Here is a 22,983-nt window from a genome sequence, read left to right as displayed (position 1 = left end):
ATCAGTTTGCTCAAGTACTATTAAATTAGCCCGTAATGATTGTTGTGCAGAGCATCCACTTTGGCACATTTCAGTATTAATTTAATAGCTATTATTAATTCGTTTTCCTGTAAATAAGATTTATCGTTTGAGGTAAGAACGTCTTATTTTGATTAGTAACAGATAACGCTTATCGCTCTTTTTCAGCTAGAGCGGTGAGTTCATTACGAGATAACTTGAGACCTTTCACCATCATAGAATCAGGTATGTAGGCAAAACCAACGGGAATCATAAAACTGGGTAATAACCTTTTCAGATCGGATTTAATCTGAGCAAAACAGCAATCTAGATTTGTCCAGGCAAAAGGTCGATAGCCAAATTCAGGACACTCAACAGGAACCACTATCGCTTGAGTAACACCTACCAACTTGAGTAGTTGTTTCTCAATCATTTCCGGCTGAATATTTTCGCCACCGCTAATAAACTGATTATCCTTACGCCCTGTTATCAGCAGTCTATTATTCTCCCAGCGGCCGATATCACCTGTCTTGAAATATGCACTTGGTGATCTCAATTGGTTACCAACAAGATAGCCTGCAAATAAGCTCTCACCTGCCAGTAAGATCTCTCCGTCTTTATCAATTTTTAGCTCGACACTGTCTAACACTGCCATTGAGCCATCATCAGCTTCAGTACAAGCCTGTGACGATATTTCGCTCATGCCATAAGTCTTTCTTAACGGCAGGTCAGCACATGAACGTAATAGTTTTTCGGCAGTCGGACCACCGCCAATCAACAACATTTTTAGCCTTAAATCCTTTATATTGTCAGTTGATGCTTTGAAACGTTGTAACTGTGTCGCAACCATCGAAGCATGCGTTATCCCCATTTCCTGCAGAAATAATGGATCTTCTACACGACCACCTATCGTCAGAGATGAACCCGACACTATCGTTCTGAAAAGTACGCTAAAACCGCCAATATGGTAGATCGGCAATGATACATGCCAATGATCAGACGAGTCGCAAGGATTGATGATTGCTGATGCTTTAGCACTGGCAATATGGTTAGTGAGAGCATGACACACCAGTTTAGGTGTTCCTGTCGAACCCGATGTAAAAATACCATTCACTATGGATGGATCGACAACGCCCTCTTCATGTTCATCATGTAGTGCCGTTACCCCATGCTGATCGACAAAATACGCATACTGGTTAAGAGCTTTTAACTCATTCAGCAAGGTCTCACTAAATGAAGGATTGAACGGAACTGCTACCGCCCCTAGCTCCATAATGGCACAACTTAAAATGAGCGTATCAAGCGTATTTTCAGCTTTATACAGAACAAGTTGATTCTCTCTTAACCCGAATGAAAACAGCTCATCTCTCTTAGATTGGATCAGACGATTGAAAGCCTCATAAGAATAACGATGCTGCTCATCACCCAGTGTACTGCCATTACCGTAGTGCTTTTCGAGGAGCGTTTCTAGCATAGCCGCGCAATCTCTTTGCAATCTGCCATTGCGACAGTTTGTTCTCTAAGCGTTATTTTTGCGGGCTGTAGATCTTGCTCTAAATATTTCAGAGTATCCAATCCCTGCTCCTCGGTTAATTCTAGGTCCTGAGCCAGTGAATGATAGAACTCCAATGAGACATTGCTTTCAAAGCTACTGGAAAGCACACAGGCTATCCCATTTTCACGAGCCAATTCAGCTAGCTTGATCGTCCGCTGTAAACCACAAAGCATTGGTTTTAAAACCCAAGCTTTGGCAGTAAAGAATATTTCTGGAACAGGCTTTTGCGGATCTAGCTCGCGGAGAGATTCATCAAAAGCGATAGGCAACCCGTTAGGCTGGTAATGGTCGAAGCACTTAAGCGGCTCTTCCACATAATCGATTTGTGACGTATTCAGTGATTTCTGGAGAGTTTCTAGCTCTTCTATCTTCCAAGTCCGGTTGGCATCAATTCGCAACTTTTGATGAGGTAGCAACTGAGCTAAAACAGACTTTAAAGACAAAACATCATTCTCGATTGATTGATGCCCTGCTTTAGTTTTTATTCGATGGCATTCGGAGTTCTTATCCATAAGCGAACAGGAACGAACAGCTGTAGAACGCAAAGGATACTCAAGTTGATACCACGCAGCTTCAATTGCAAATCGCACACTTGGGTATAAGTGATTTGGACTAGCGGAAGCGGAAAAATCACTCGAATTAAGCATCAATAACTGCTGCTTACATTGTTCTAAGGTTTCATTTGAAAAACCCGGTAAGGGTGCAATCTCTGTATAAATACTCTGATCGCCGAACAACCAGTGTAGAAGCAATCCCTGTCTAGTTATGAATGTTTTCCGCTTACCACCCACATTAAAAACAAAGGGAGAGGTAAACGGAATTTCATACTCAAGAAGCCTGACCTTAGGGATCATGGCTGGCGTTTAAATCGCTTAAAGTCAGGTGGGCGCTTTTCATTGTAGGCATTACGTCCTTCCTGCCCTTCCTCAGTCATATAAAACAACATTGTGGCATTACCGGCTAACTCCTGAAGACCTGCTTGCCCGTCAATTCCAGCATTGAAAGCACTCTTTAACGTTCTCAATGCCATAGGAGAAAGCCTAAGCACTTTTCGGCACCACTCAACCGTGGTTAATTCTAAATCTTCTAAAGGTACGACCTTGTTGACTAGACCCATATCTAGTGCTTCTTTTGCATCGTACTGATCACATAAGAACCAGATCTCACGGGCTTTTTTCTGCCCTACGATACTCGCCATATAACTGGCACCAAAACCGCCGTCGAAAGACCCTACTTTAGGGCCTGTCTGACCAAATCGAGCATTCTCCGCAGCTACTGTCATATCACACACCAGATGTAATACATGACCACCACCAATGGCATAACCCGCTACCATCGCGATAACTGGCTTAGGTAAGCTTCGGATCATCTTCTGAAGATCCAGAACATTCAAGTGATGAACGCCAGACTCATCTTCATAGCCAGTATCACCTCGAACTCGCTGATCCCCGCCCGAACAAAAGGCCATATCTCCCTGCCCAGTCAGAATAACTACACCGACCTGATCGTCATAACGGGCATCATTGACTGCCGCAATCATCTCTTTAACAGTTTGTGGACGAAAGGCATTACGTACTTCTGGACGATTAATGGTGATCTTAGCGATACCCTCAGCCTTGTGGTAAAGGATATCGGTAAATTGCTGCCCGCAATCAACCCAATCTGCGCCCTTCTGGATACTGCTGTCTGCAGGGTTGTTACTCATGAATAAAGCCCGTTAAAAAATTAGATAAAATCCTACTCACACTACAGGCCTGATCACTGTGACAATTATGGCCTGCGCCTGAGATAACATGATGAACGATATTAGCATGCTGTTGAGCGAGCTGTTTTGCTAATTCGATGTATTTTTTATCATGCTCTCCTGTGAGATAGGTAATAGGGTGCCCTCCAAGTGTGGACGTCATATCATGCTGATTAGCCACAGATACAGTTAGCAATAAGTTTCCTAAAGCAGATGGGTCAGCCTTATGCCGTTGATAGATCTGTTCCGCTGTATCTTTTTCTCTGCCGTTAAACACAGCTTGTTGATACCACTGCTCCAAAGTGAGCTTAAGATCCTGCTGACTAAACCGCTGCTGCCAAACTAAATCACTGTCTAGCCGCGCTTTGTCGCCGGGAAGCCCGGGGTGCCCTCCCTCAAATAAAGCACCACAAATTGAATCCGGATTATCCCTTAACCAATGCATCCCAATACGGGCACCCAAAGAATAAGCCAGTAAAAACATCGGTTGTTTAAAATCGGGGAGCTGCTGCCACAACCAACGGCTATAACTTGCAATATCTGTTACATGCTCCGGAAATTTCAGGGGTAAAGAGAGATAAACAATATTCAGTTTCTGACTAGCTGGGAGAAGATCTATGACGGGTTTCCAGTCATCCTTCCCTCCCATAAAGCCATGAAGGCAGAGTATAACGGGGGAGCTTTCAGCTAAAATCTGGCCTTGGTAATAAGGATGATCGATCAGCATCTAATGATTAGCCTTTCGAATCAGAAACTGCGCCATGATTTCTTGAAAACGCATAGAGTGCTTTTATCTGCTGACTACTCTCAGTAGGAGGTACTTGTAACTCGATCATTGCCACTCCATTCTGTTTGAGTAACTCAGTAAGCTGCTGTTTGAATTGCGCTTCGGTGTTGGGTGAATAATGAGGAATGTCAAAACTTTTAACGATATTTCCAAACTCCAGACCATGCGGCAGCTGGAAAAAATCCCGCTGGACATCATCTAAATTTGCCGCAGGCAGCATATTAAATATGCTACCGCCATCATTATTAAGCACAATCAATATAAGCGGAAAGTCACTGGTATGACGGCGTGCGATCATCAAACTGTTTAGATCATGCAGCAACGATGTATCACCTAACAAAACCACCATCGGTTTCTCACGCCCCTGCTGTACACCACAAGCCGTGGCCAACAGACCATCAATTCCACTCGCCCCACGGTTACTGAAGACAGGGAAATCTCGATTAGACTGCAGATCCATCAAGCGAATGCTTAAGCTATTACCGACAAAGAGGTCCACGCTACCATCCAGAACATCACATATAGTCTGCGCAGCTTTCAGCTCACCGAATGATAGTGAACGCACAAAGGTTCGTGCTTTCTCCTGTATCTGACCGCTCTTTTCCAACAAGAGAGCATGATCTGATTTTTCGATGACCGCATCCTGACAGTACTCATCTATATCTAAGCAAATCTGGGTGGCCGTTTTAGAAGGATCGAGTGCTAATGCCTGTGGCGATATCAAAAGATAGTTTTCAAAATAGTTTTCAGATAGCCAATTCAACAAGCGCTTGCCGACAAGCTGCCCACCAAACTGAATCACCGAGTCGTATTCAGCAAGAAGGTCAGGCTGAGCTTCAAGAATCAGTTCAGCACTTTGAATAACCAAGCGATGCTTCGGCAAATTACTGTTTATGTCGGCAAGAATTGGGGTATCAAACCGTTCCGCCAATACCAAAACATGCTGCGCTTGCGAAGGGGTTAAATCACCGGCGATAAGAAGCGTTTTTCCACTTGGCTGGATAGCCTCAGCCGCAAACTTTGAGGAGGTAGGTAACCTCGCCTGATCAAAAACCTGAAGGTATTTGTCTGTATCTAAAAGATTTACATCATCTGTTGGATAAAGTGGCTCCCTAAATGCGCAATTGATCTGTACAGGGCCTGACATAGTTGCCTTCTGGTAAGCCCTGACAATTGATGTCAGGTTTTCTGAAATCTCTGCTTCAGAATCTAACGCATCAATCTGACAAAATTCGACAACATTATCCGCAAAGATTCCTTTCTGATTAATCGCCTGATTCGCACCACAATTTAGCAACTCTTCAGGCCTATCAGCAGAGAGAACGATCAAGGGTTGTGATGTTTGAAACGCTTCAATGACTGCAGGATATAAATTGGCAACCGCAGTTCCAGATGTAGTGATCACGATGACTGGCTTTGACCGCGCTTTGACAAGACCCAGTGCGAAAAAACCTAAGCCTCGCTCATCAAGATGCGTGTGTAATCTCAGCTGCCCCTGCTCCCCATTATTGGTTTTAGACAGAGAAAGCTTGGCAGCCGCAATAACTAAAGGAGCACTTCTAGAGCCAGGCGCAATACAGATGTCCTCGACGCCCAACTGAACTAACTGTTCTAGAACAGCAGCGGCCCATAGATTTGTCAGATTAGTGTTGTGCTGTTCCATAAACCACATCTAGAAGAGAGTTAATTTTCGAATCCAGCTCCTGCCATTCCGATTCTGAATCGGAGCCTTCAACCAAACCGACACCAGAAAAACAGTGTAAACGGTTATTCTCCAGTAGCGCAGATCTAATCACGACAGCAAAATCAACAAACTCCCTCTCATCACTATAACTGACGATTCCAATCCCCCCGCTATACCAACCACGCGCTAAGGGCTCATTTGAAGACAAGAAATTCATAGCAGCATCTCTTGGATAACCCGATACAGCAGGTGTCGGGTGAAGCAGATTTATCAGTTCAGCATCATCAATTTTACAGTTAAGTTCAGCGGTCACCTTTTGGTAAAGGTGCTGAACCTTTTCCAACTTCATAACTTGAGTAGGTTCAAAATCAACCTTGTTACAAACACCTTTAAGCTGCTGCTGTATAAATTGGCTGACCAACCCATGTTCATTCTGAAACTGAGAGCCATTGAATAACTTTTGAGCCAACAGTTCATCACCCGCTAAATCGTCTCCTCGCCCAACCGTTCCAGCTAATGACTCGGTACTAAGTTGCTGCCCTTCTCTTTTATAAAGTCGCTCAGGTGAACACCCTAAAAGATACTTATCGCCTCTTTGCAGCATAAACGAATACGTTTCTGGATTTACCGCCAACCAACGATTCAATAATTGGTGAACATTCATTGAATCATTGATAGAGAGAACGAGATCTCTTGCGAGAACAACTTTTTCAATAGACTGATGAACAATCTCACTCTGCACCTGATCACAGAGATCACGCCAATGGGCTCTATCGATACTAGAGCACTTTTGAAACTGCTGACCTTCGTCACTATGTTCTGGAATGGACTGATCCCAATCCAGTGCAAGTAACAGCCTGATCAGATCAATTTTTGCAGTATTCCATTCAGACTCACCGTCACATAGAAGGTGAATATGTAGATGACATTCACCCTGAGTTTCACTCAAACAGATCTGCGGTAAAACAAAATAACTGGAAGGAAAACCTTGCCAGATATCACTCTCATCTTCTTCAGCAAACGAAAATCCGCCAAAGAACAAAGGCTGATACTCTTTCTCGGATTGGCTATAAATTCTAGATGATAAATCTTTAACTTCAGCAATCGCTTCAGATGATGATCCTGTAATTACCTCCACCTCGACACCAAGGCCTGCTAGTGATCTATCCTGATCTCGCGCTTGCCAAAACATTTGCTGGTGAGAGGTATTGTTGGAAAGAAAGGCAATCAAATCCCGTCGATCGATAGAAACCGAACCGTGGTATATACGATGAGAAATATAAGGTAGGAGGTTAACCTGCTTACACAATGTTGCAACAAAGTCAGGTTGATCCGAAAAATCGATAAGAGATTCTGCAGGCTTTACGAGTGTTTGCAAAATATCCTTGGCCTAAAAAAATGAATGATCACATTATTCAAAACATAATACCGAATACAAATATGACCACAACAGAACAGCTAATCTAATGTGCTAAGAAACCCATGTTTCTTTACATTATCTGCTCTGTATCAAACCATGATGTCTATGATATGTGGCGGCCTAATTCATAAATAACGGTAAACGGAGCTGCAGATAGGCTCTACAGATTGAGAACAGATAACTTTGAAGAATAGATAGGCTCTACAGATTGAGAACAGATAACTTTGAAGAATAGATAGGATCAAGCTTATGACTTTCCTTAACTAAATTAACCTGCATATTTGTAAAAGCGATCTCTTTTATCGTCGGTTCGATAGTTTTGTTTTGCTCGGTCTCAAACCAATCAAGAACGGTAGAAAGGTGCCATAAAGAAGAGCTACCTGCATAAACAGGGACAGGAAAGGTGTAGCCATGATTCATTACCAGCTTTCTAATATTTTGCCGAGATACCCCTATGATTTCAGCAATATCCGAAACCCCGACCATATCAGGTGTCGCCTCAAATAGCTGAGCATTTGGAATCACAGACTTCACATCTTCTATCGCGGTGATCACAGCCTCAGAAGCACTTTTCGCTTCTCGGGTGAATTGTAAAGCGATACGCCCACTCTGACCTAACCCAATTAATGCATCATCGCACCCTGCTGCACCTAATTGCTCAACATAAGTACTCGGATCAATGTCAGCGTCTGGCAATGCAAACTTCAAGGTAAATTCATAATCACGCATGCTTTTATTCCTCATCACATGCTTTTTTCACAGCACAGTTATCAACGACTCGTTTGATCTGCTTAGCATGGTTTTGCTGGCTTTTTGGGGTGCTCCAAATACTAACGATACAAAACTCACCACAACGACATTCTTTGTCATTATAAGGACAGTAAATTTTACCCCAAGCATGGCTTCCACCAACTTCAATACGCCAACCATTCTTTTCCGCATAAACTAATGCGGCTTCCACTTCTTTTTTGGAGTGTTTCTTACGAGACATCCCTGTCTCTCCCTATGCTAAGTTTAGAAATGCACTATCAAGTTGTCAAACGACAACCGATTTAAAATAATAATCGCTCTACAAGCACATACCTTTCAATCACAGGGTTAGGCATTCACGTAATATCTTTATCTTAGCGTGCCATTAATTATGATTTTTTTAATTTGCTGCTCATCCATATTTTCAGCAAATAAGAGCGCTACCTGGTCTTCTATGACAGATGAAGTAAATACGATTACTGATTTTTTGGGGCCAATAGCCCAGTAACCGATTCCCTGTTCGGTAGGAAATGTTCTTATCTCGTAAGCTGATACTTCAGTGTCAATAATGTGCTCTTTAGATTGTTGCAGCTCGGATTTGTAGCCCTCAGGTTCAGGACCAGCGTTTTGTATTCCTAAGAGGTACTTTGGCCAAGTGCGCATATCAACGCCTTGGAATCCAAGAGCTATATCGGTGAGCGTTTCCATTGATAGATTAGAACCATCATCGAAAATGATTACTAACCCATCCAAGACTGCGATTTTTGCATTGGTAAGTTCGTCTAACGGAATATTGATCTTACCGACAGTACCGGTCTTAAAAGTAGTTGAAGGGCCGTAATCGACCTTTAAGATGGGGTATTCTTTAACGCCTGAATAGGCAAGATTAGAACTAAATAGCAAACAACTAATTAGTGTTAGGCGTAAAATCCTTTTTAATTCACACATCTACCATCCTTGAAATTTTTATCTCTATCTAAACCGTGTAAGCAACACGATTTTGCCCACTTTAGCGGTCAGGATCTTGAAAAACCATAGCTAACCTATTGTATAAAATAGTAGTAGGGGCAACGAGAGGCGAAAGCATCATTACTCCGCCTCGACTAAATCCTGACGCCAAGTACAGCTACCGCCAGCTTTCTTATCAAGCATGTTTAGGAAAGCTTCGTGCTCGGCAAGCTCTTCATCAGACAACGTCACTAAAGGTAAGCCCTGAAGCGCATCTGCATGCCTTCTGATTTGCCCTGCATCACCACCCGCCTCATCATCCGACAACGACAAAGAAGTTTGGCCACCTGTCATCAACAGATAAACATCAGCAAGAATCTCGGCATCCAACAAAGCGCCGTGTAACTCACGATGGGAGTTATCAATACCTAATCGACGACATAAGGCATCTAGGTTGTTCTTCTGGCCCGGGAACTTGTCTTTAGCGATCTTGAGGGAGTCAGTGACTTTACAGAGCTCTTCTGTGCTCTTCCAACCCGAACCCAACATACCGAATTCATGATCCATGAACCCGACGTCGAAGGGTGCATTGTGTGCAATCATCTCTGAGCCGTCGAGAAACTCGGCAAACTCCTGAGCGATTTCAGCAAATTTCGGGCAGTCTTTAACCTGCTCATCCGTGATACCGTGGACCGCGATCGCCTCAGGATCGATCGGCATCTCTGGGTTGATGTAGACGTGAAAAGTGTTGCCGGTCAGCTTACGGTTGATCACCTCAACACAGCCGATCTCAATAATCCGATGCCCTTGGAAATGCGGACCACTTTCCTGGTTCATACCTGTGGTTTCAGTATCCAGAATCACCAGACGATTCGACATAAATAAGGCCTCTTAATCACTAACTACAATGGCGCGAGTATAACAGAGTATTTTTCTGTAAACAGGTGATCTCGCTATATCAGACTATGTAAAAGCACTTAGCAATATCATTAGCTGTAAAGGAGATCAAATCTCCTGACGCACATAGAAATCAAAGGACCTGATAGGACACATTTACCTTAATCATCCATCAGTGAAAAATTGGATGTATCCTTAAACATCTGCCAATGCGCTTCAACGGCTCTAACCTCTTCCATAATCCAATTGGTAAAAGCCATCACTTTCGGCCGATCAAAATTAGCTTCAGGCGCAACCAGATAGTTAGCATAAGGTGAATTCCAATAGCACTTAAGCGGGCAAACTAAATGACCGTGCTCAATATACTCGTACACAAGGCTATAACGAATTGGGGCAACACCCTGACCATTCAATGCAGCATCCACCTGAAGACTAGAGTCCAGCAGTTGCAGAACGACCTGATTTTTGCCCCCCATCTCTCGAACAAAACCAGCATTAACTTGCTTAAGTTCAGGTGAGTCATCAATCAATAGGGGTAAGCTGCCAAGGTTCAGATCAGCTCCATCCTTTGTCTGCAAAAGATCAGGGTGGCAGACTGAAACGATATAATCCTCGGTCAGAACTTTCTCCATCAACTGCGTATTCCCGCCTTCAGCAAAACGAATCGCCAGATCCTGACTATCATCCGAGAAATCATGTAGATCACAGGAAGTAGACACTAAGCAATTGAACTCTGGATAGGCCTGCTGAAAGGAGCCCAGCCTAGGTATCAACCACCGCGCAGCAAATGAAGGTAGAGAAGTGATCTTAAGCTGATTAGGTGAAGGATCTACCGAAAGCGCTCTACTCCCCTCTTCAATCGCCTTAAACGCCTGTTGGATATATGGCAGCAAAGACGCGCCATCAGGCGATAAACGCACCTCACGATTCAAACGAATAAACAGAGGCTTTGCAAAGTAATCTTCTAGCAAACGTATCTGCTGGCTGACTGCAGCCTGCGTCACAAACAACTTTTCGGCCGCCACTTTAAAACTGCCGTGCTCAGCAGCCACCAAAAAAACACGCAACGCTTTAAGAGGAGGTAAACGATCCATATCACTTAAGTTTAAGTTAACTGAATAGAAATTTATATCGTTTGTCACTATAGCAACCCAAGACCAATAATACCTACAAATTAATCATAAACGGAGGATACAAAGATGAGCATACAAGTGTGCGAAAACTACCAGCCATCAAAAGAGATAAGAAATAGTTATCCTCTTCCGACAATTTATTTTCATAAATGGACGTGTGTTCTCACACATTGGCAACAGAACTACCGCACCCGAAGAGCACTTCTGAAGTTAAATGATGAGCAATTGAAGGATATAGGTTTAAGCCTCGAACAAGCTCACAAGGAAGCGAGTAAGGCTTTTTGGGTTGGGTAGTAAAAGCAGTAACTGATTCCCAAAATAGGAACTGTGGTTCCTATTTTGGGTTAAGTAAAACTTACGATGGGAAATTTGGGACTTGCCCTTATATCTCTACCGGTGATTTTTAAATAATTTCAGGTTAATTAATCACCTCTTTCCTCGTCTTTTCTGGTAAAGTTCGCCTCCCTGTCACAGCCCTTTTAAGACCGCTGTACATCTTCTAATTTTTTACCCTCAGGACACTCCCTTGATATCCTCTGCGAACATTACAATGCAGTTTGGCGCTGAGCCTTTGTTTGAAAATATTTCGGCTAAATTCGGTAACGGCAATCGTTATGGTTTGATTGGCGCAAACGGCTGCGGCAAATCTACTTTCATGAAGATTCTAAGCGGTGATCTGATACCAACGTCTGGCAACGTGTCTATCACACCAGGTGAGAAGATGGGTGTGCTGAGTCAGGATCAGTTCGCCTTTGAAGAGTACACGGTTATCGATGCGGTAATCATGGGTGATACTGAGCTTTGGAAGGTCAAGCAGGAGCGTGATCGTATTTATGCGCTACCAGAGATGTCCGAAGAAGATGGTATGAAGGTTGGCCATCTGGAAAGTGAATTTGCTGAGATGGATGGTTACACGGCGGAAAGTCGTGCTGGTGACATTCTATTGGAAGCAGGTATTGCCGAAGAATATCATTTTGGTTTGATGAGTCAGGTAGCACCGGGTTGGAAGCTACGTGTGTTATTAGCACAGGCTTTGTTTGCTAACCCAGATATTCTGCTGTTGGACGAACCGACCAACAACTTGGATATCCATACGATTAGCTGGCTTGAGTCGGTCCTAAACCAACGCAAGTGCACTATGATCATTATCTCCCACGACCGTCACTTCCTGAATGCGGTTTGTACCCATATGGCGGATATCGATTACGGTGAGCTGAGAATCTATCCGGGTAATTATGATTACTTCCTAGAAGCATCCTCTTTGATCCGTGAGCAGCTGCTAACGGAAAATGCGAAAAAAAGTGCTGAACTGGATGAGCTACAAGCGTTTGTAAATCGCTTCTCTGCCAATGCCTCTAAAGCAAAACAAGCAAGTTCGCGTGCGAAGAAGATGGAGAAAATCGAGCTAGATGAAGTTAAAACCTCTAGCCGCCAGATCCCTTCCATCACTTTAAAGCAGGATAAAAAGCTGCATCGTCAGGCGCTGATTCTGGAAGATGTAGGTCACGGTTTTGAAGACAACAAATTATTCGAAAACGGCAACCTTATTTTGGAAGCAGGCGCAAAGCTGGCTGTTATCGGTGAAAACGGTGCCGGTAAAACTACTTTCTTGCGCTGCTTAGTGGACGAATTGCAAGCGAACGAAGGTACCATCAAATGGTCTGAGAATGCAGTCATTGGTTATTGCCCGCAAGATAGCAGTGCTGATTTTGATTCTGATCTAACCCTATTTGAGTGGATGTCTCAGTGGCGTACACCTAAGCATGATGATCTGAAAGTTCGTGCAATGTTAGGCCGGTTACTCTTTACGGCTGACGACTTTAATAAGAAAGCGAAAGTCTGTTCCGGTGGTGAAAAGAACCGCTTACTGTTCGGCAAAATGATGATGATGGATTTGAACGTCCTAATCATGGATGAGCCAACCAACCACATGGATATGGAAGCGATCGAAGCGCTCAACAATGCTTTGCTAGGCTTTGATGGTACTTTGATCTTTGTCAGCCATGACCGTGCATTTGTATCCTCATTGGCAACGCATATTATCGAAATTAAAGATCAGCAGATGATCAACTTCCACGGCACTTTCGATGAGTATATGGATAGCCAGAAAATGGCTGCTCAAGTTGCTTAACAGCCTTCATAGATACCAATAAAAAAAGGGCTTGATTAAATCAAGCCCTTTTTCGTTTTATGCTCTTCAACCAAGCACAACTAAACCACCTGCCCAGCTGCAAAACCTGATGCCCAAGCCCATTGGAAGTTATGACCGCCAAGGTGTCCAGTTACATCTAAACACTCACCAATAAAGTACAAACCCGGTGCTTTTTTAGCTTCCATGGTTTTCTGGTTGATCTCGTTGGTATCGATGCCACCTAGGGTCACTTCCGCTGTACGGTAACCTTCGGTACCGGAAGGTTTGATCTTCCACTCACGAAAAGCACTGTTTATCGCATCTAAATCTTTATTGGATTGGTTACCCATAATGCCGCTAAAGCCGAATAGCTGACAGAGAATTTGTGCCATACGCTTGCTCATCTGCTGCGCCATGATGGTTGTGATCTCGGCTTTTGGACGGGCTTCGCGTTGCTCTTTGAGCCATGCAAGCAGATCAAACTCTGGGAACAGATCTATCTCCACTTCACCACCCGGTTGCCAGTAGGAGGAGATCTGCAAAATAGCAGGGCCACTTAAACCGCGGTGAGTAAAGAGCATACTTTCGACAAAGCTGGTTTTACCTATAGACGCTTTTACTTTATGAGATACACCCGATAGTTCTTTAAGAACTTCTTTCTCTTTAGGTTGCAGGGTAAACGGTACTAACGCTGCTGTTTTCGGTAACACTTTTAGATCGAACTGTTCAGCAATATCGTAAGCAAAGCTCGTTGCACCGCCATTTGGAATAGATAAGCCACCTGTGGCAATTACAACGGATTCAGCGTTGATCGGGCCAGATGAGGTTTGCAGTAAATATCCCTGTTCCTGCTTTTCGATACCATTGACACTCAGTTCAGTGCGAATCTCATTACCCGCCCATTCTGATTCGGTCATTAAGACCCGAAGAATCTCTTTACTGGATTCATTACAGAACAGCTGGCCGAGTGTTTTTTCGTGATATTCGACGCCGTGGCGATCAACCAGATCGATAAAGTCCTGCGCTTTATAACGACTAAGAGCAGATTTACAAAAATGAGGATTCTGCGAAAGGAAGTTAGCTGGGCCGTTATGGATATTGGTGAAGTTACAACGCCCACCACCCGACATTAGGATTTTTCGGCCAACTTTTTTGGTGTGTTCGATGACAAGAACAGAGCGTCCTCGATAACCAGCAGTAGCGGCACACATCAGGCCTGAAGCTCCGGCTCCGATAATTACTACATCGTACTGTGTCACACGCTTTCTCCGCTGGTTTGAAAGCGCGCTATCTTACCACAAGCTATTATTTTTCAGGTTTGTTTTTATGGCTACCGTCGCAGAGTGGCTGTGTTTTTGTTTGCTTGCACATACAAAGCCAAACCTCACCATCCTCTTCGGCTTCAAAGACGACGGGATCTATTCCTGTGCCTTGATGAGAGCCATCACAAAACGGTTGATCACCCGAGCGACCACAAGCACACCACGCATAAGTCTGCCCCGCTTCTAGGTGGATTTTGACTGGGGCATCAGCTGCCCTATGAACGGGTGAATGAGACATCGTTATGTTCCTCTACTGAATATTCCGCCGTCCTTAGCAGCATTTAGGGCTATCGCTATATTCAGTAAACGTAGAAGAGCAATTTCAATTGTTCAAATTTAGAACAATACAATTATTAATGCTGAAGCGCTTGATCAAGCTGATTAAGATTATTTGATAGCCACTGTGCAAGATCCGTTTTCAGTGGTTTGATCGCTGTATCCACCAGCCATAAACCCGATTGTGGCTCGAGTTTTTTACTCTTAGATTTGATCTGCAATGCCTCGCTACACTCCTCTTCCACTGGCAAGTAAGTGGCTTGCGCTAGCGGTTGAAGTTTAGGGTTATCGAGGCAAACAGCGACAACATCATGCTCCAGGAGTGTCTCATCTAACTTAAGAGCATAATCACTGATCTGTTTTTGCAGTGCCATTTGGTTTGAACGAATAGTCAGTGCATGCTCCGGCCAGATACGCTGAAATTCACGCGCAACGATCTGACTCATTACACGAAGATTATCAGGCGCTAACCAAAAGTACGTACTCTGTTCTAGATCTTGAGCACTTAAACTTACTTGAGCCCCACCTGGCAGAATCTCTTGCGCCGCATCTACATTGATAACACGAACATTTGTCGATCTTAGATGCTTAAACAAAGCGTATTCCGGCCAAATTGACTCAATTGATACCACAGCAGTTACAGCACCTTGTTTTGAGATAGCCGCGCCACTTTTATGTTTCAACCAGTTGTTAATTCGGGACACCGGTAAACGTTTTGGTGGCAGATATACCGCCTGGATATCCGTGCCCTCAAGCAGGGCTTGGTTAATGGCATGGATGATAGGCATTGCCGACGCAACACGTTGAGACTCTGCCTTATTTCCCGCGGCAGAATAACCCGACAACGTCAGCATTAAAGCGACCAAAATCAGCTTAATTTTCATAACAGGAACTCTAAGCAAAACTACGAATACGATTGGTAATAACAGCTAACACAAACCCCAAACTGGCCAATAACACAATGGCCGCCCCGGATGGTACGGGTAGCTCTAAGGCCATAGGTAAGATGATTCCGGCCAAGCAACAGATGGTTGAAAGCAAGATATTGGTCCAGAAGAACTGTCTGATATTTCGGGTAATTAAACGAGCAGTTGTTGCTGGGATTAACAACATCGCCCCTACAAGAATAGCTCCGGCAATTTTGACGGCCGCAACCGTAATCAAAGCAATTAACACAACAAATGCATAATCGAACAATCGCGTGTTAATACCATTCACTTGCGCCAGCTCTGGGTTTAAAGAAGCAAGCAAAGCCTGATTACCGAAACAGACTGTTAGCAATAGGCAGATTGCACCAATCACCGCGAGAATGAATAAGTCCTGATCCTGCACGGTCAGTATCGAGCCGAACAACACGTTCTCAAGAATATGAACATTCACCTTACGCGCCACATAAAGCAGCAAGGCAGCGCCCATTGCGATAGCCACTGCTAGGAATACCCCAACAAGTGCATCGTATGGCACTTCCGTACGGCTTTTGATCCAGTGCAGCAACAAGGCAAAGATCAGACAGAAACTAAACAGCGACGCATAAGGATGCGCTGCAGGCTCGCCTAACAAGATACCAATCGCGATACCTGTTAAAGCTGCGTGACCTACGGCTTCAGAGAAAAAAGCCAGACGTTTGATTACCACCAAACTGCCCATACCCCCGAGAAGAGGACCAATAATGAGCGCAGCGACTAAGGCATTGATCAAAAAGCCATATTCAAAAATGCTTGGCAACGAGCCTTGAGCCTGCATTTCAAAGGCCCAATTTCGTAGTGCTTCCATCAAGCTACCGCCTCCATCTCTCTTTTTGAGGATGAATCAAACGAAGCCCCAACGATACCAAGATCAACCTCACTCGGAAGTCCCATACCAACTAAGCCACCATTGATAAGCAACACGTTATCGGCATGCTCTCGGACAAATTTCATATCATGATGAACTACCACCAAGGTTTTACCTTGCTCTCGAAGATTGAGCATCAAATCTGTAATCAATGCTTGGCCTTCAGCATCTAGACCCGTCATAGGCTCATCCAAGAACCAAAGGTCTGACGAACGGCTTAGCGCTTGCGCAAACATCAAGCGCTGTCTTTCACCACCGGATAACTGTCCAAGTTGTAGTTCTGCTTTGCCCTGTAAGCCAACGGTTTCTAATAATTCCAAAACAGTATCTTGAGTCTCTGTACGTCGACGAAAGAACACCGGTTTGCGGTTTAAACCGGCACTGAGGAAGTCTGAAATTGTTACAGGTAAGACTTGGTCAAATCGCGGCTGTTGCGGGATATAGGCAGGCCTTTGCGCTTTATTCATCCAAGCGCGTTTTATTTCGCCTTGATGGGGAGTTAAACCTAACATGGATTTTAGCAACGAGGTTTTACCTGCACCGTTAGGGCCAACCAGCAGATGCATTTTGCCAGCAAATAATTCAGCTGTGATAGGCGATAAAATCTGATTACCTGCAATGCTCAGGCTTACATTATCTAATTTGATTGAAGGGCCCATTATGCGGCTCCTTCATCGGCTAATGCACTTTTAAGCGCCTCAACTAACGTTTTTAAGTTGTGTTCCATCTCACGATAAACAAGTTCAGCATCGTACTCGCCGAATGTCAGATGTGAGAAATGGTACAGACCTATCCCCGTTGCCTTTTCGACCGTTTCAACATAGCGATAATCCATGTTTAGCTCGCTAAAGAGCACTTTTACTTGGGCATCACGAATACGGTCGATTGTGCCTTGAAGCTGACTCGCACTTGGCTCTACTCCATGGGCTGGCTCGATCACTGTGTCTATACCAATACCAAATTCCTGCAAAAAATAACCGTAAGCGTTATGAGTACTCGCAATGCGAATTCCACTCAAATCTAACCCGTTCAGCGCTTGGGTATATTGGTTCTTAAGCTTTCTAAGTTTGCGCGCATATTGCACCGCATTTTTCTTATAGAACTTGGCATTATCTGGATCTAATTCGCCAAGGTTTTTAGCTATGGTATAGACCTGACGGATAGCCGCACTGATCGACACAAAAGTGTGAGGGTTCCAGGCGCCAACGGTATTTTCGGCAGCTAATAGAGGTACATCCTGATTAGCGAAAACCACTTTGATATTTTTGCGCTCCTGGCTGTTTTGAGCCTCCAGCGCTTCAAGAGCTCTAAACGCAAATTCATCATGACCAATACCATTCACCACTAGGGCGTCCATGGTCATTAAACGTTTAAGATCTGCTGGTTGAAGCTCATAACTATGAGGGTTAAAACCGGCATCAACCAAAGGAACAATCTCTGCTCTATCCTTAACAATGTTAGAAACGTAGGCGTAGTATGGATGTAGCGTGATACCAACCTTCAATGGCTCTGCCGTCAACGCACTGGAAAACAAAAATAAAGAAAATGTAATTAAACGCTTAATCATGAGTGGAAGCCGTTTCCCAGTTTGTTAACTGATCGCAATGTGGAGTATTTACAGCGGTTTGTCGCCAATAGATCTCGGAATGATCATTGTGTATTTTCAAGACAAACTCGCGGGAGCCTTCTTTGGAGGAGCGGCCGAAATAACAAATAGAATCGAGAAGGCTCCACGTGTAGGCAGCAAAAGTACCGTTACTGTCAGCAAACGGCGGTAGTTCTTGTTCGATCAGTTCTGAAACCGCAGGAAGACTGCCATCATCAGATAGAAACATGATTTCGTCGGCAGCATTTCTTAAGGCGGTCAAAACTGCTTTGCCTTCAACATCAAGCTCAAGATGTTTTTGCGGGGCTAAACTCGGAGCCTGATTATTTTGCAAAACGTAGCTTGCGATAGAAAAAATGATCACGATACTGCCGATCAGCCAGTAACTCTCAATACGACCATTATCGGGCCTGACCACCTCAACCGTTGCGTCTTCATCCAGTGCTGAGGTTTTAAAGCTCGCCATAATCAACCTCTACCGGAAACTCATGCCCTGAATCGAACTGAATATAGAACTCACCTTCAGGTTGTTTGAAGCGAACTTGAGAGAACTTATCGGCTTTTTTAGACACCAGTAAGGTCTCATCGTAATCATAGAGCTTAACCGGTTTACCCACCGCTTTAGTGCCATCACTGAAACCGACATGACATAGAATTTCAGCCGATTCTTGCTCGCAAGTCATAACCGGGTAATGCGCAAGTGCAGATGCACTTGCGCTCATTAATATCCCTATTAATCCGTATTTTGTTGCTTTAAGCATTACTCAGGTAAAACCTCAAAACTTACGAAACGGATCGCATATTGGTAGTCAGCCAGATCACTCTTGATTGGGCTTTTTAGATCAGCACCAACTAACCATGGGCCTGCTTGCTCTGGCGTGAAGATGATTTTGCCATCTTTAGCCGTAGTAACCGGAATAGCACCACGTTCGCTGCGGTATTTAGTACCTGCTGGCGTGACTTCAACATCAACACCCGCCACTGGCTTACCATCCAATAGCATGGTGAATTCAACTTCTTCACCCACAACAATATCGTTTGGATGTGTATCTAACTGCATCTCTAATCCCTTGCCTTTGACCTCAGTCACAAGGTCTGTAGGCGCGTTATTAGTGATGTACGTTGCAGTTACCATATCGATCAATAAGGTAGAAACATCGCGAGCGCTTTTAGGTAGACGCTCTTTCGCTTCGATCTTATCCGCCATCATGCGCTTAGGGGTGTCACGCTTACCTGATTTATAGCTAGTGAAATAGTAAGGTTGGCGCTTACCTTCGATTTTGTAAGTACCCGGCTGATCGATATACAGATCAAATACACTACGACGATGGCCTTTAAAATAACTGCCCAGCGCGTTGCGATCGCCATCAGGAGAAAAAACGAGGAAGTGATCTAGCGGCACACCTTTATCAAATCCGAAAACAGTGTGAGACGCACTAACATCAGCAGTGATCCATTCTCCTTGGCCCTCTTCCGTTGATACCGTAAATTCACTTGGCAATATCCACAGTGGATGTGCTTGAGCTACTGCTGACACGCCTAAAGCACTCGCTAATAGGCATCCTTTAATCGTGCGGCCTAGTTGTTTAATCATCATTATTTACTCTCTCCAATACTGATACTAACTGGCCCTAGCTCTGCACCGGCATCCAGTTTATAAACCTGTTGTCCCTTACCTAAGGAAATCTTCTGTTTCAACAGCGTACGATCACCGTGTTCACGAACCGCTTCTAAATACAGAGTGTATTCGCCTGCTGGAAGTGCTTTACCTTGGTTATCGGTTCCATCCCATTTCAATGTGTAGCCACCAGGAGCACGGGTAGCCCCTGTCACACCATCTACCGCTTGACCATAGCGACCCGCTTTACGCCACCAGCGACGGATATCCTTAAGCCATTTTTTATCGTCAAACCAAACACTGATTGTGCTGACGGCTTTGCGCTCACCCTTTTGTTCAACCCATACAGCAACAAATGGACGCTGATATTTAGATGTCGCTATTTGCGGGATGGTTAACTCAATTTGATGTGTATCTGCTGAGATGGCAGAACCACTTACCAGCCCTAGACTGAGACATGCAGCGTAAATTAGTTTTTTCATTAAATTTCCTTAAGCCATCAAAAGCCAAACATAAGCCAGCGCCATTGAGCCGGTACCGATTACGCTCATCGCAAACAGTTTGTTACGCTTTTTCTTTTGAGGGATGACTAACCAAAAGCCAGTTAAAGTAAAAATCAGCATGAGCAGCGCAGAAATATCGATAAATCCGCGCCACAGGTCACCACTGTATCGCCCCATATGAAGATCATTTAACGTCGCAATAACACCGTAATTTTGTTGTTCAACCAGCACTTCACCGGCTTCAACGTCGGCCTCTACGATGCTGTAACCACCTGGGCGTTTAATCTCGATAACGAGGAAGCGCTCCTCTGCTTCCCATTCGTAACTTACCTTGTTGCCATAGATTCCATGCTCAGAGCTCAGCCATTTACGCAGCTTATTAGCCTGATCAAGGGGTTCTGTATCCCATATCCCCTCAACTAAAAAAGAATCTGGCATATCTACCGTTAACTGTTTCGGAGCATCAGCACTTTCAAACCAATCTCGGTGATTTAACGTGATACCCGTGACCGTAAAAAAAAGCATGATCACGAGCATGAACATAGAGGTATAACTATGAAGCCAGCGGACTAACCGATTAGATTTTCCTTTAGGCTGAGATTTAGACTTGAGCTGAGTCTTCGCGCTTGGATTTTGTGTAAGGATCTGGTTCATTGGAAAGACAAAAGAGAATCAAAACCATTACGATAACCGATTCTCTTTATAAGGCTTTAATATCGTTACAATCTTTACAGAAAAAGCAGCGCCCTACTTCGTAGAGCGCTGCCACCTTAAATCCCTGAAGGGGAAGGGATAGATTAGAACGTATAAGCCGCAGTTAACTTAAAGTTACGGCCAGGCTCATAGTCATTCAAATGAAGTGCACCAAACACTGGATGATTTGCATCTCCAATACGTGAAGCGTGAGATGTATAGTATTCATCAAAGATATTTTCTACGCCGAAGGTCACGTTAAGACCATCAACCTGCTTTGGTGTCCATCGAGCAGAGATGTTATGAACATCGTAAGATGGTTTATCAAAGTGCTCTTCTTTAATTGTTACAAGCGAGGTCCAGTTAACCGCTAGATCTTGCGCTGGCATGTGGTAATCAAGCCCCAAAGAGATGCTATCTCCCACTTGGCGACCTAATGGTTCGTCCGTGACATCATTAGCTGATTCTGAGTGAGCATAGGTAAAGCGAGCATCAAAGTTACCTTTACTTAGACCTAAGCTAGTTTCAAAACCTTGGATACGATAGTCACCAATATTTTGCAGAGCATTACTACCATCATCGATGTAATCATCCACATCTGTACGGAAGATGGTTAAAGCAAAATTCAATCGATCCAAACCAAAACGTTGGCGATCTTCAAATGTGATACCAATTTCCGAGTTTAAACCTGTTTCAGGCTTCAATTCGTTATTCTCTACAGTAGATGCAGGAACGAACACCTCGGATAAGTTAGGCCCTTGAAAAAGCTCTGTAGCACTCGCTCGAACAGACCAAGCGTCAGTTAGCGGATAAACAGCATTCAAACCAAATGTTGTTTCAGTAAATGTTTCATCTGATACAGCGGTATCTAGCTTATATCGGTTATAACGAACACCCGGTGTCAGCGCTAGACCGTTAGAAAATTCGATTTCATCTTCAATGTAAGCTGCGTAAGACTTTGCTTGTTCGGTGTTTACTGTAACCGAATCATCTTGCAATTTGGTTTTCTGACGGTAAACCTCAAAACCATAGCGGACATTATGCGTAAGCTCTTCACCTGAAATAACAGATTCAGCAAGAACATTCACACCACGGTGATTCGCTTCACCTTCACGATAACGATAGGTTGCAAAAGTGTTATCGTCCTCATCACGCCATAAATTCATATCGTTTTCGTAGACAGTGGCACGTAGGTTCAGCATGTCACCAAGATCGAGCTCATAACCTAGAGTGATTGTTTGACGCTCAAATTCTGTTGGGTAAACAGTCGTACCTGTGATTGATGAATTAGTTGAAGCCCCCATATCTGCACGAGGCGCGTAGTCACCTTCATCGGTGTACTTGTCATAACTCAATTCGATGCGGTTAGACTCATTAATATCAAGGCCAAACTTAACTAGGCCATTCTTAATATCACCATCATTACCTACGCTTTCAACACCTGCGCCATCTTCCGGGTTGTCGCGGTTTACGTCATTGAAGTAAACAATGGCGTCTAACTGATCGTTTAGTTGGCCATAGGCAGTAACAGAATAATTATGGTAATCATTACTTGCGTAACCAGTACTGATACGTGCACCGATTTGCTGACCATCTCGGAGGAGATCTTTAGCATCTTTTGTCTCGAACGCGATACCACCAGACAAACCACCTGTTAAAACGGAGTTTGTACCAACCTGTAGATCAACTGCTTTTAGGATATCTGCATTAATAAGCAAGTTGCCCATGTGGTGATATACATTGTTGTTTTGCTTAGCACCATCGATCGTAATATCAAGATCATAGTCTTCCATACCACGAATATTGATACGCTGATTAAGGGAATGGGCACCACCAATATCTACACCTGCCTGATTTCGAAGCAGATCACTCAGATGGTCTGCCTGTTTAATCTCGATATCATCACTCAACATCGTCGAAGCATTACTGATCTGAGTACCCCAAACTTGTACTTTTTGACCTTCAACTGCTGACGAATCTGCCCATGTTTGAGTTGCTATGCCAATGGCTAAAACCAATGGCAATTTCTTAGCGCAAATATGCGTTTTCATTATTCATACCACTTAATCTAAATGCGAATCGAGTG

The 22,983-nt window shown here is 44.0% G+C and carries 25 protein-coding genes; 2 read left to right on the top strand and 23 right to left on the bottom strand.

Going from position 1 to position 22,983, the window contains the following annotated elements; genetic code table 11:
- Nucleotides 1–169: 169 nt before the first annotated feature.
- From ACMXYT_RS06945 to ACMXYT_RS06895, 11 genes are all read right to left on the bottom strand, one after another.
- Entirely contained in the window at nucleotides 170–1,471 is a 1,302-nt protein-coding gene (locus ACMXYT_RS06945; protein ID WP_415912073.1) for an AMP-binding protein, read from the bottom strand.
- Nucleotides 1,465–2,406, bottom strand: coding sequence for an enolase C-terminal domain-like protein (locus ACMXYT_RS06940; RefSeq protein WP_415912072.1), 942 nt, complete (start codon nucleotides 2,404–2,406; stop codon nucleotides 1,465–1,467). Before ACMXYT_RS06940 ends, ACMXYT_RS06945 begins: the two co-directional genes overlap by 7 nt.
- Nucleotides 2,403–3,257, bottom strand: coding sequence for a 1,4-dihydroxy-2-naphthoyl-CoA synthase (gene menB, locus ACMXYT_RS06935; protein ID WP_415912071.1), 855 nt, complete (start codon nucleotides 3,255–3,257; stop codon nucleotides 2,403–2,405). Before menB ends, ACMXYT_RS06940 begins: the two co-directional genes overlap by 4 nt.
- Nucleotides 3,250–4,023, bottom strand: a complete 774-nt coding sequence (locus ACMXYT_RS06930) for an alpha/beta fold hydrolase (protein WP_415912070.1) — start codon at nucleotides 4,021–4,023, stop codon at nucleotides 3,250–3,252. Before ACMXYT_RS06930 ends, menB begins: the two co-directional genes overlap by 8 nt.
- A gap of 7 nt (nucleotides 4,024–4,030) precedes the next feature.
- On the bottom strand, nucleotides 4,031–5,746 hold the full coding sequence (menD, locus tag ACMXYT_RS06925; protein ID WP_415912069.1) for a 2-succinyl-5-enolpyruvyl-6-hydroxy-3-cyclohexene-1-carboxylic-acid synthase: 1,716 nt from the start codon (nucleotides 5,744–5,746) through the stop codon (nucleotides 4,031–4,033).
- On the bottom strand, nucleotides 5,727–7,145 hold the full coding sequence (locus ACMXYT_RS06920) for an isochorismate synthase (protein WP_415912068.1): 1,419 nt from the start codon (nucleotides 7,143–7,145) through the stop codon (nucleotides 5,727–5,729). The genes menD and ACMXYT_RS06920 overlap by 20 nt, the downstream gene beginning before the upstream one ends.
- 243 nt (nucleotides 7,146–7,388) lie before the next feature.
- Nucleotides 7,389–7,916: a helix-turn-helix transcriptional regulator gene (locus ACMXYT_RS06915; protein WP_415884362.1), complete on the bottom strand. Its 528-nt coding sequence runs from the start codon at nucleotides 7,914–7,916 to the stop codon at nucleotides 7,389–7,391.
- A gap of 4 nt (nucleotides 7,917–7,920) precedes the next feature.
- On the bottom strand, nucleotides 7,921–8,178 hold the full coding sequence (locus ACMXYT_RS06910; RefSeq protein ID WP_415912067.1) for a hypothetical protein: 258 nt from the start codon (nucleotides 8,176–8,178) through the stop codon (nucleotides 7,921–7,923).
- A gap of 128 nt (nucleotides 8,179–8,306) precedes the next feature.
- Nucleotides 8,307–8,885 carry a hypothetical protein gene (locus tag ACMXYT_RS06905; protein ID WP_415898077.1) on the bottom strand — a complete coding sequence of 193 codons (579 nt, stop codon included), beginning with the start codon at nucleotides 8,883–8,885 and terminating at the stop codon, nucleotides 8,307–8,309.
- Between the two features lie 141 nt (nucleotides 8,886–9,026).
- Entirely contained in the window at nucleotides 9,027–9,764 is a 738-nt protein-coding gene (gene dnaQ, locus ACMXYT_RS06900) for a DNA polymerase III subunit epsilon (protein WP_415912066.1), read from the bottom strand.
- A 179-nt stretch (nucleotides 9,765–9,943) separates the two neighbouring features.
- A complete protein-coding gene (locus ACMXYT_RS06895) occupies nucleotides 9,944–10,924 on the bottom strand; it encodes a LysR family transcriptional regulator (protein ID WP_415912065.1) in 981 nt (326 codons plus the stop codon).
- 57 nt (nucleotides 10,925–10,981) lie between these two features.
- Here ACMXYT_RS06895 and ACMXYT_RS06890 point away from each other — a divergent pair, with 57 nt between their 5' ends.
- Nucleotides 10,982–11,209, top strand: coding sequence for a DUF1127 domain-containing protein (locus tag ACMXYT_RS06890; protein WP_415912064.1), 228 nt, complete (start codon nucleotides 10,982–10,984; stop codon nucleotides 11,207–11,209).
- 232 nt (nucleotides 11,210–11,441) lie between these two features.
- The gene (locus ACMXYT_RS06885; RefSeq protein WP_415912063.1) at nucleotides 11,442–13,046 is read left to right on the top strand and encodes an ABC-F family ATPase; all 1,605 of its coding nucleotides are present in this window, start codon (nucleotides 11,442–11,444) and stop codon (nucleotides 13,044–13,046) included.
- A gap of 80 nt (nucleotides 13,047–13,126) precedes the next feature.
- Here the strand turns inward: ACMXYT_RS06885 and ACMXYT_RS06880 are convergent, their stop codons facing one another.
- The 12 genes from ACMXYT_RS06880 to ACMXYT_RS06825 all read right to left on the bottom strand — a co-directional run bounded on the left by ACMXYT_RS06880 (nucleotide 13,127) and on the right by ACMXYT_RS06825 (nucleotide 22,948).
- Nucleotides 13,127–14,257: an NAD(P)/FAD-dependent oxidoreductase gene (locus tag ACMXYT_RS06880; protein WP_415912196.1), complete on the bottom strand. Its 1,131-nt coding sequence runs from the start codon at nucleotides 14,255–14,257 to the stop codon at nucleotides 13,127–13,129.
- 94 nt (nucleotides 14,258–14,351) lie between these two features.
- Nucleotides 14,352–14,606: a CDGSH iron-sulfur domain-containing protein gene (locus ACMXYT_RS06875; RefSeq protein ID WP_415884340.1), complete on the bottom strand. Its 255-nt coding sequence runs from the start codon at nucleotides 14,604–14,606 to the stop codon at nucleotides 14,352–14,354.
- Between the two features lie 115 nt (nucleotides 14,607–14,721).
- Nucleotides 14,722–15,528, bottom strand: coding sequence for a hypothetical protein (locus tag ACMXYT_RS06870; RefSeq protein ID WP_415912062.1), 807 nt, complete (start codon nucleotides 15,526–15,528; stop codon nucleotides 14,722–14,724).
- A gap of 10 nt (nucleotides 15,529–15,538) precedes the next feature.
- Entirely contained in the window at nucleotides 15,539–16,417 is an 879-nt protein-coding gene (locus ACMXYT_RS06865) for a metal ABC transporter permease (protein WP_415912061.1), read from the bottom strand.
- Nucleotides 16,417–17,136 (bottom strand): metal ABC transporter ATP-binding protein, encoded by a 720-nt coding sequence (locus tag ACMXYT_RS06860; protein WP_415912060.1) that lies wholly within the window; start codon nucleotides 17,134–17,136, stop codon nucleotides 16,417–16,419. Before ACMXYT_RS06860 ends, ACMXYT_RS06865 begins: the two co-directional genes overlap by 1 nt.
- A complete protein-coding gene (locus ACMXYT_RS06855; RefSeq protein WP_415912059.1) occupies nucleotides 17,136–18,044 on the bottom strand; it encodes a metal ABC transporter solute-binding protein, Zn/Mn family in 909 nt (302 codons plus the stop codon). Before ACMXYT_RS06855 ends, ACMXYT_RS06860 begins: the two co-directional genes overlap by 1 nt.
- Complete coding sequence (locus ACMXYT_RS06850) at nucleotides 18,037–18,549, bottom strand: DUF6162 family protein (protein WP_415900889.1); 513 nt, start codon at nucleotides 18,547–18,549, stop codon at nucleotides 18,037–18,039. Before ACMXYT_RS06850 ends, ACMXYT_RS06855 begins: the two co-directional genes overlap by 8 nt.
- Nucleotides 18,536–18,805, bottom strand: a complete 270-nt coding sequence (locus tag ACMXYT_RS06845; RefSeq protein ID WP_415884334.1) for a hypothetical protein — start codon at nucleotides 18,803–18,805, stop codon at nucleotides 18,536–18,538. The genes ACMXYT_RS06850 and ACMXYT_RS06845 overlap by 14 nt, the downstream gene beginning before the upstream one ends.
- Nucleotides 18,806–18,843: 38 nt before the next feature.
- Nucleotides 18,844–19,680 carry a DUF4198 domain-containing protein gene (locus ACMXYT_RS06840; RefSeq protein ID WP_415900888.1) on the bottom strand — a complete coding sequence of 279 codons (837 nt, stop codon included), beginning with the start codon at nucleotides 19,678–19,680 and terminating at the stop codon, nucleotides 18,844–18,846.
- Nucleotides 19,680–20,183 (bottom strand): DUF2271 domain-containing protein, encoded by a 504-nt coding sequence (locus tag ACMXYT_RS06835; protein ID WP_415900887.1) that lies wholly within the window; start codon nucleotides 20,181–20,183, stop codon nucleotides 19,680–19,682. Before ACMXYT_RS06835 ends, ACMXYT_RS06840 begins: the two co-directional genes overlap by 1 nt.
- Before the next feature lie 9 nt (nucleotides 20,184–20,192).
- Nucleotides 20,193–20,858: a PepSY-associated TM helix domain-containing protein gene (locus ACMXYT_RS06830; RefSeq protein WP_415912058.1), complete on the bottom strand. Its 666-nt coding sequence runs from the start codon at nucleotides 20,856–20,858 to the stop codon at nucleotides 20,193–20,195.
- A gap of 143 nt (nucleotides 20,859–21,001) precedes the next feature.
- Nucleotides 21,002–22,948 (bottom strand): TonB-dependent receptor domain-containing protein, encoded by a 1,947-nt coding sequence (locus tag ACMXYT_RS06825; protein WP_415900885.1) that lies wholly within the window; start codon nucleotides 22,946–22,948, stop codon nucleotides 21,002–21,004.
- Between the last annotated feature and the right edge of the window lie 35 nt (nucleotides 22,949–22,983).

It is taken from the genome of Neptuniibacter sp. QD37_11, from assembly GCF_047778105.1.
Lineage (GTDB): Bacteria > Pseudomonadota > Gammaproteobacteria > Pseudomonadales > Balneatricaceae > Neptuniibacter.
The sequence above is the reverse complement of the archived record's forward strand: the minus strand, read 5'-3'. Positions and strand labels throughout refer to the sequence as shown.

Coding starts and splice junctions, on each gene's coding strand:
- ACMXYT_RS06945 (WP_415912073.1), bottom strand. CDS start 1,471: ATGCTAGAAACGCTCCTCGAAAAGCACTACGGTAATGGCAGTACACTG.
- ACMXYT_RS06940 (WP_415912072.1), bottom strand. CDS start 2,406: ATGATCCCTAAGGTCAGGCTTCTTGAGTATGAAATTCCGTTTACCTCT.
- menB (WP_415912071.1), bottom strand. CDS start 3,257: ATGAGTAACAACCCTGCAGACAGCAGTATCCAGAAGGGCGCAGATTGG.
- ACMXYT_RS06930 (WP_415912070.1), bottom strand. CDS start 4,023: ATGCTGATCGATCATCCTTATTACCAAGGCCAGATTTTAGCTGAAAGC.
- menD (WP_415912069.1), bottom strand. CDS start 5,746: ATGGAACAGCACAACACTAATCTGACAAATCTATGGGCCGCTGCTGTT.
- ACMXYT_RS06915 (WP_415884362.1), bottom strand. CDS start 7,916: ATGCGTGATTATGAATTTACCTTGAAGTTTGCATTGCCAGACGCTGAC.
- ACMXYT_RS06910 (WP_415912067.1), bottom strand. CDS start 8,178: ATGTCTCGTAAGAAACACTCCAAAAAAGAAGTGGAAGCCGCATTAGTT.
- ACMXYT_RS06905 (WP_415898077.1), bottom strand. CDS start 8,885: ATGTGTGAATTAAAAAGGATTTTACGCCTAACACTAATTAGTTGTTTG.
- dnaQ (WP_415912066.1), bottom strand. CDS start 9,764: ATGTCGAATCGTCTGGTGATTCTGGATACTGAAACCACAGGTATGAAC.
- ACMXYT_RS06890 (WP_415912064.1), top strand. CDS start 10,982: ATGAGCATACAAGTGTGCGAAAACTACCAGCCATCAAAAGAGATAAGA.
- ACMXYT_RS06880 (WP_415912196.1), bottom strand. CDS start 14,257: ATGTGTGCCGCTACTGCTGGTTATCGAGGACGCTCTGTTCTTGTCATC.
- ACMXYT_RS06875 (WP_415884340.1), bottom strand. CDS start 14,606: ATGTCTCATTCACCCGTTCATAGGGCAGCTGATGCCCCAGTCAAAATC.
- ACMXYT_RS06870 (WP_415912062.1), bottom strand. CDS start 15,528: ATGAAAATTAAGCTGATTTTGGTCGCTTTAATGCTGACGTTGTCGGGT.
- ACMXYT_RS06865 (WP_415912061.1), bottom strand. CDS start 16,417: ATGGAAGCACTACGAAATTGGGCCTTTGAAATGCAGGCTCAAGGCTCG.
- ACMXYT_RS06860 (WP_415912060.1), bottom strand. CDS start 17,136: ATGGGCCCTTCAATCAAATTAGATAATGTAAGCCTGAGCATTGCAGGT.
- ACMXYT_RS06855 (WP_415912059.1), bottom strand. CDS start 18,044: ATGATTAAGCGTTTAATTACATTTTCTTTATTTTTGTTTTCCAGTGCG.
- ACMXYT_RS06850 (WP_415900889.1), bottom strand. CDS start 18,549: ATGGCGAGCTTTAAAACCTCAGCACTGGATGAAGACGCAACGGTTGAG.
- ACMXYT_RS06845 (WP_415884334.1), bottom strand. CDS start 18,805: ATGAGCGCAAGTGCATCTGCACTTGCGCATTACCCGGTTATGACTTGC.
- ACMXYT_RS06840 (WP_415900888.1), bottom strand. CDS start 19,680: ATGATGATTAAACAACTAGGCCGCACGATTAAAGGATGCCTATTAGCG.
- ACMXYT_RS06835 (WP_415900887.1), bottom strand. CDS start 20,183: ATGAAAAAACTAATTTACGCTGCATGTCTCAGTCTAGGGCTGGTAAGT.
- ACMXYT_RS06830 (WP_415912058.1), bottom strand. CDS start 20,858: ATGAACCAGATCCTTACACAAAATCCAAGCGCGAAGACTCAGCTCAAG.
- ACMXYT_RS06825 (WP_415900885.1), bottom strand. CDS start 22,948: ATGAAAACGCATATTTGCGCTAAGAAATTGCCATTGGTTTTAGCCATT.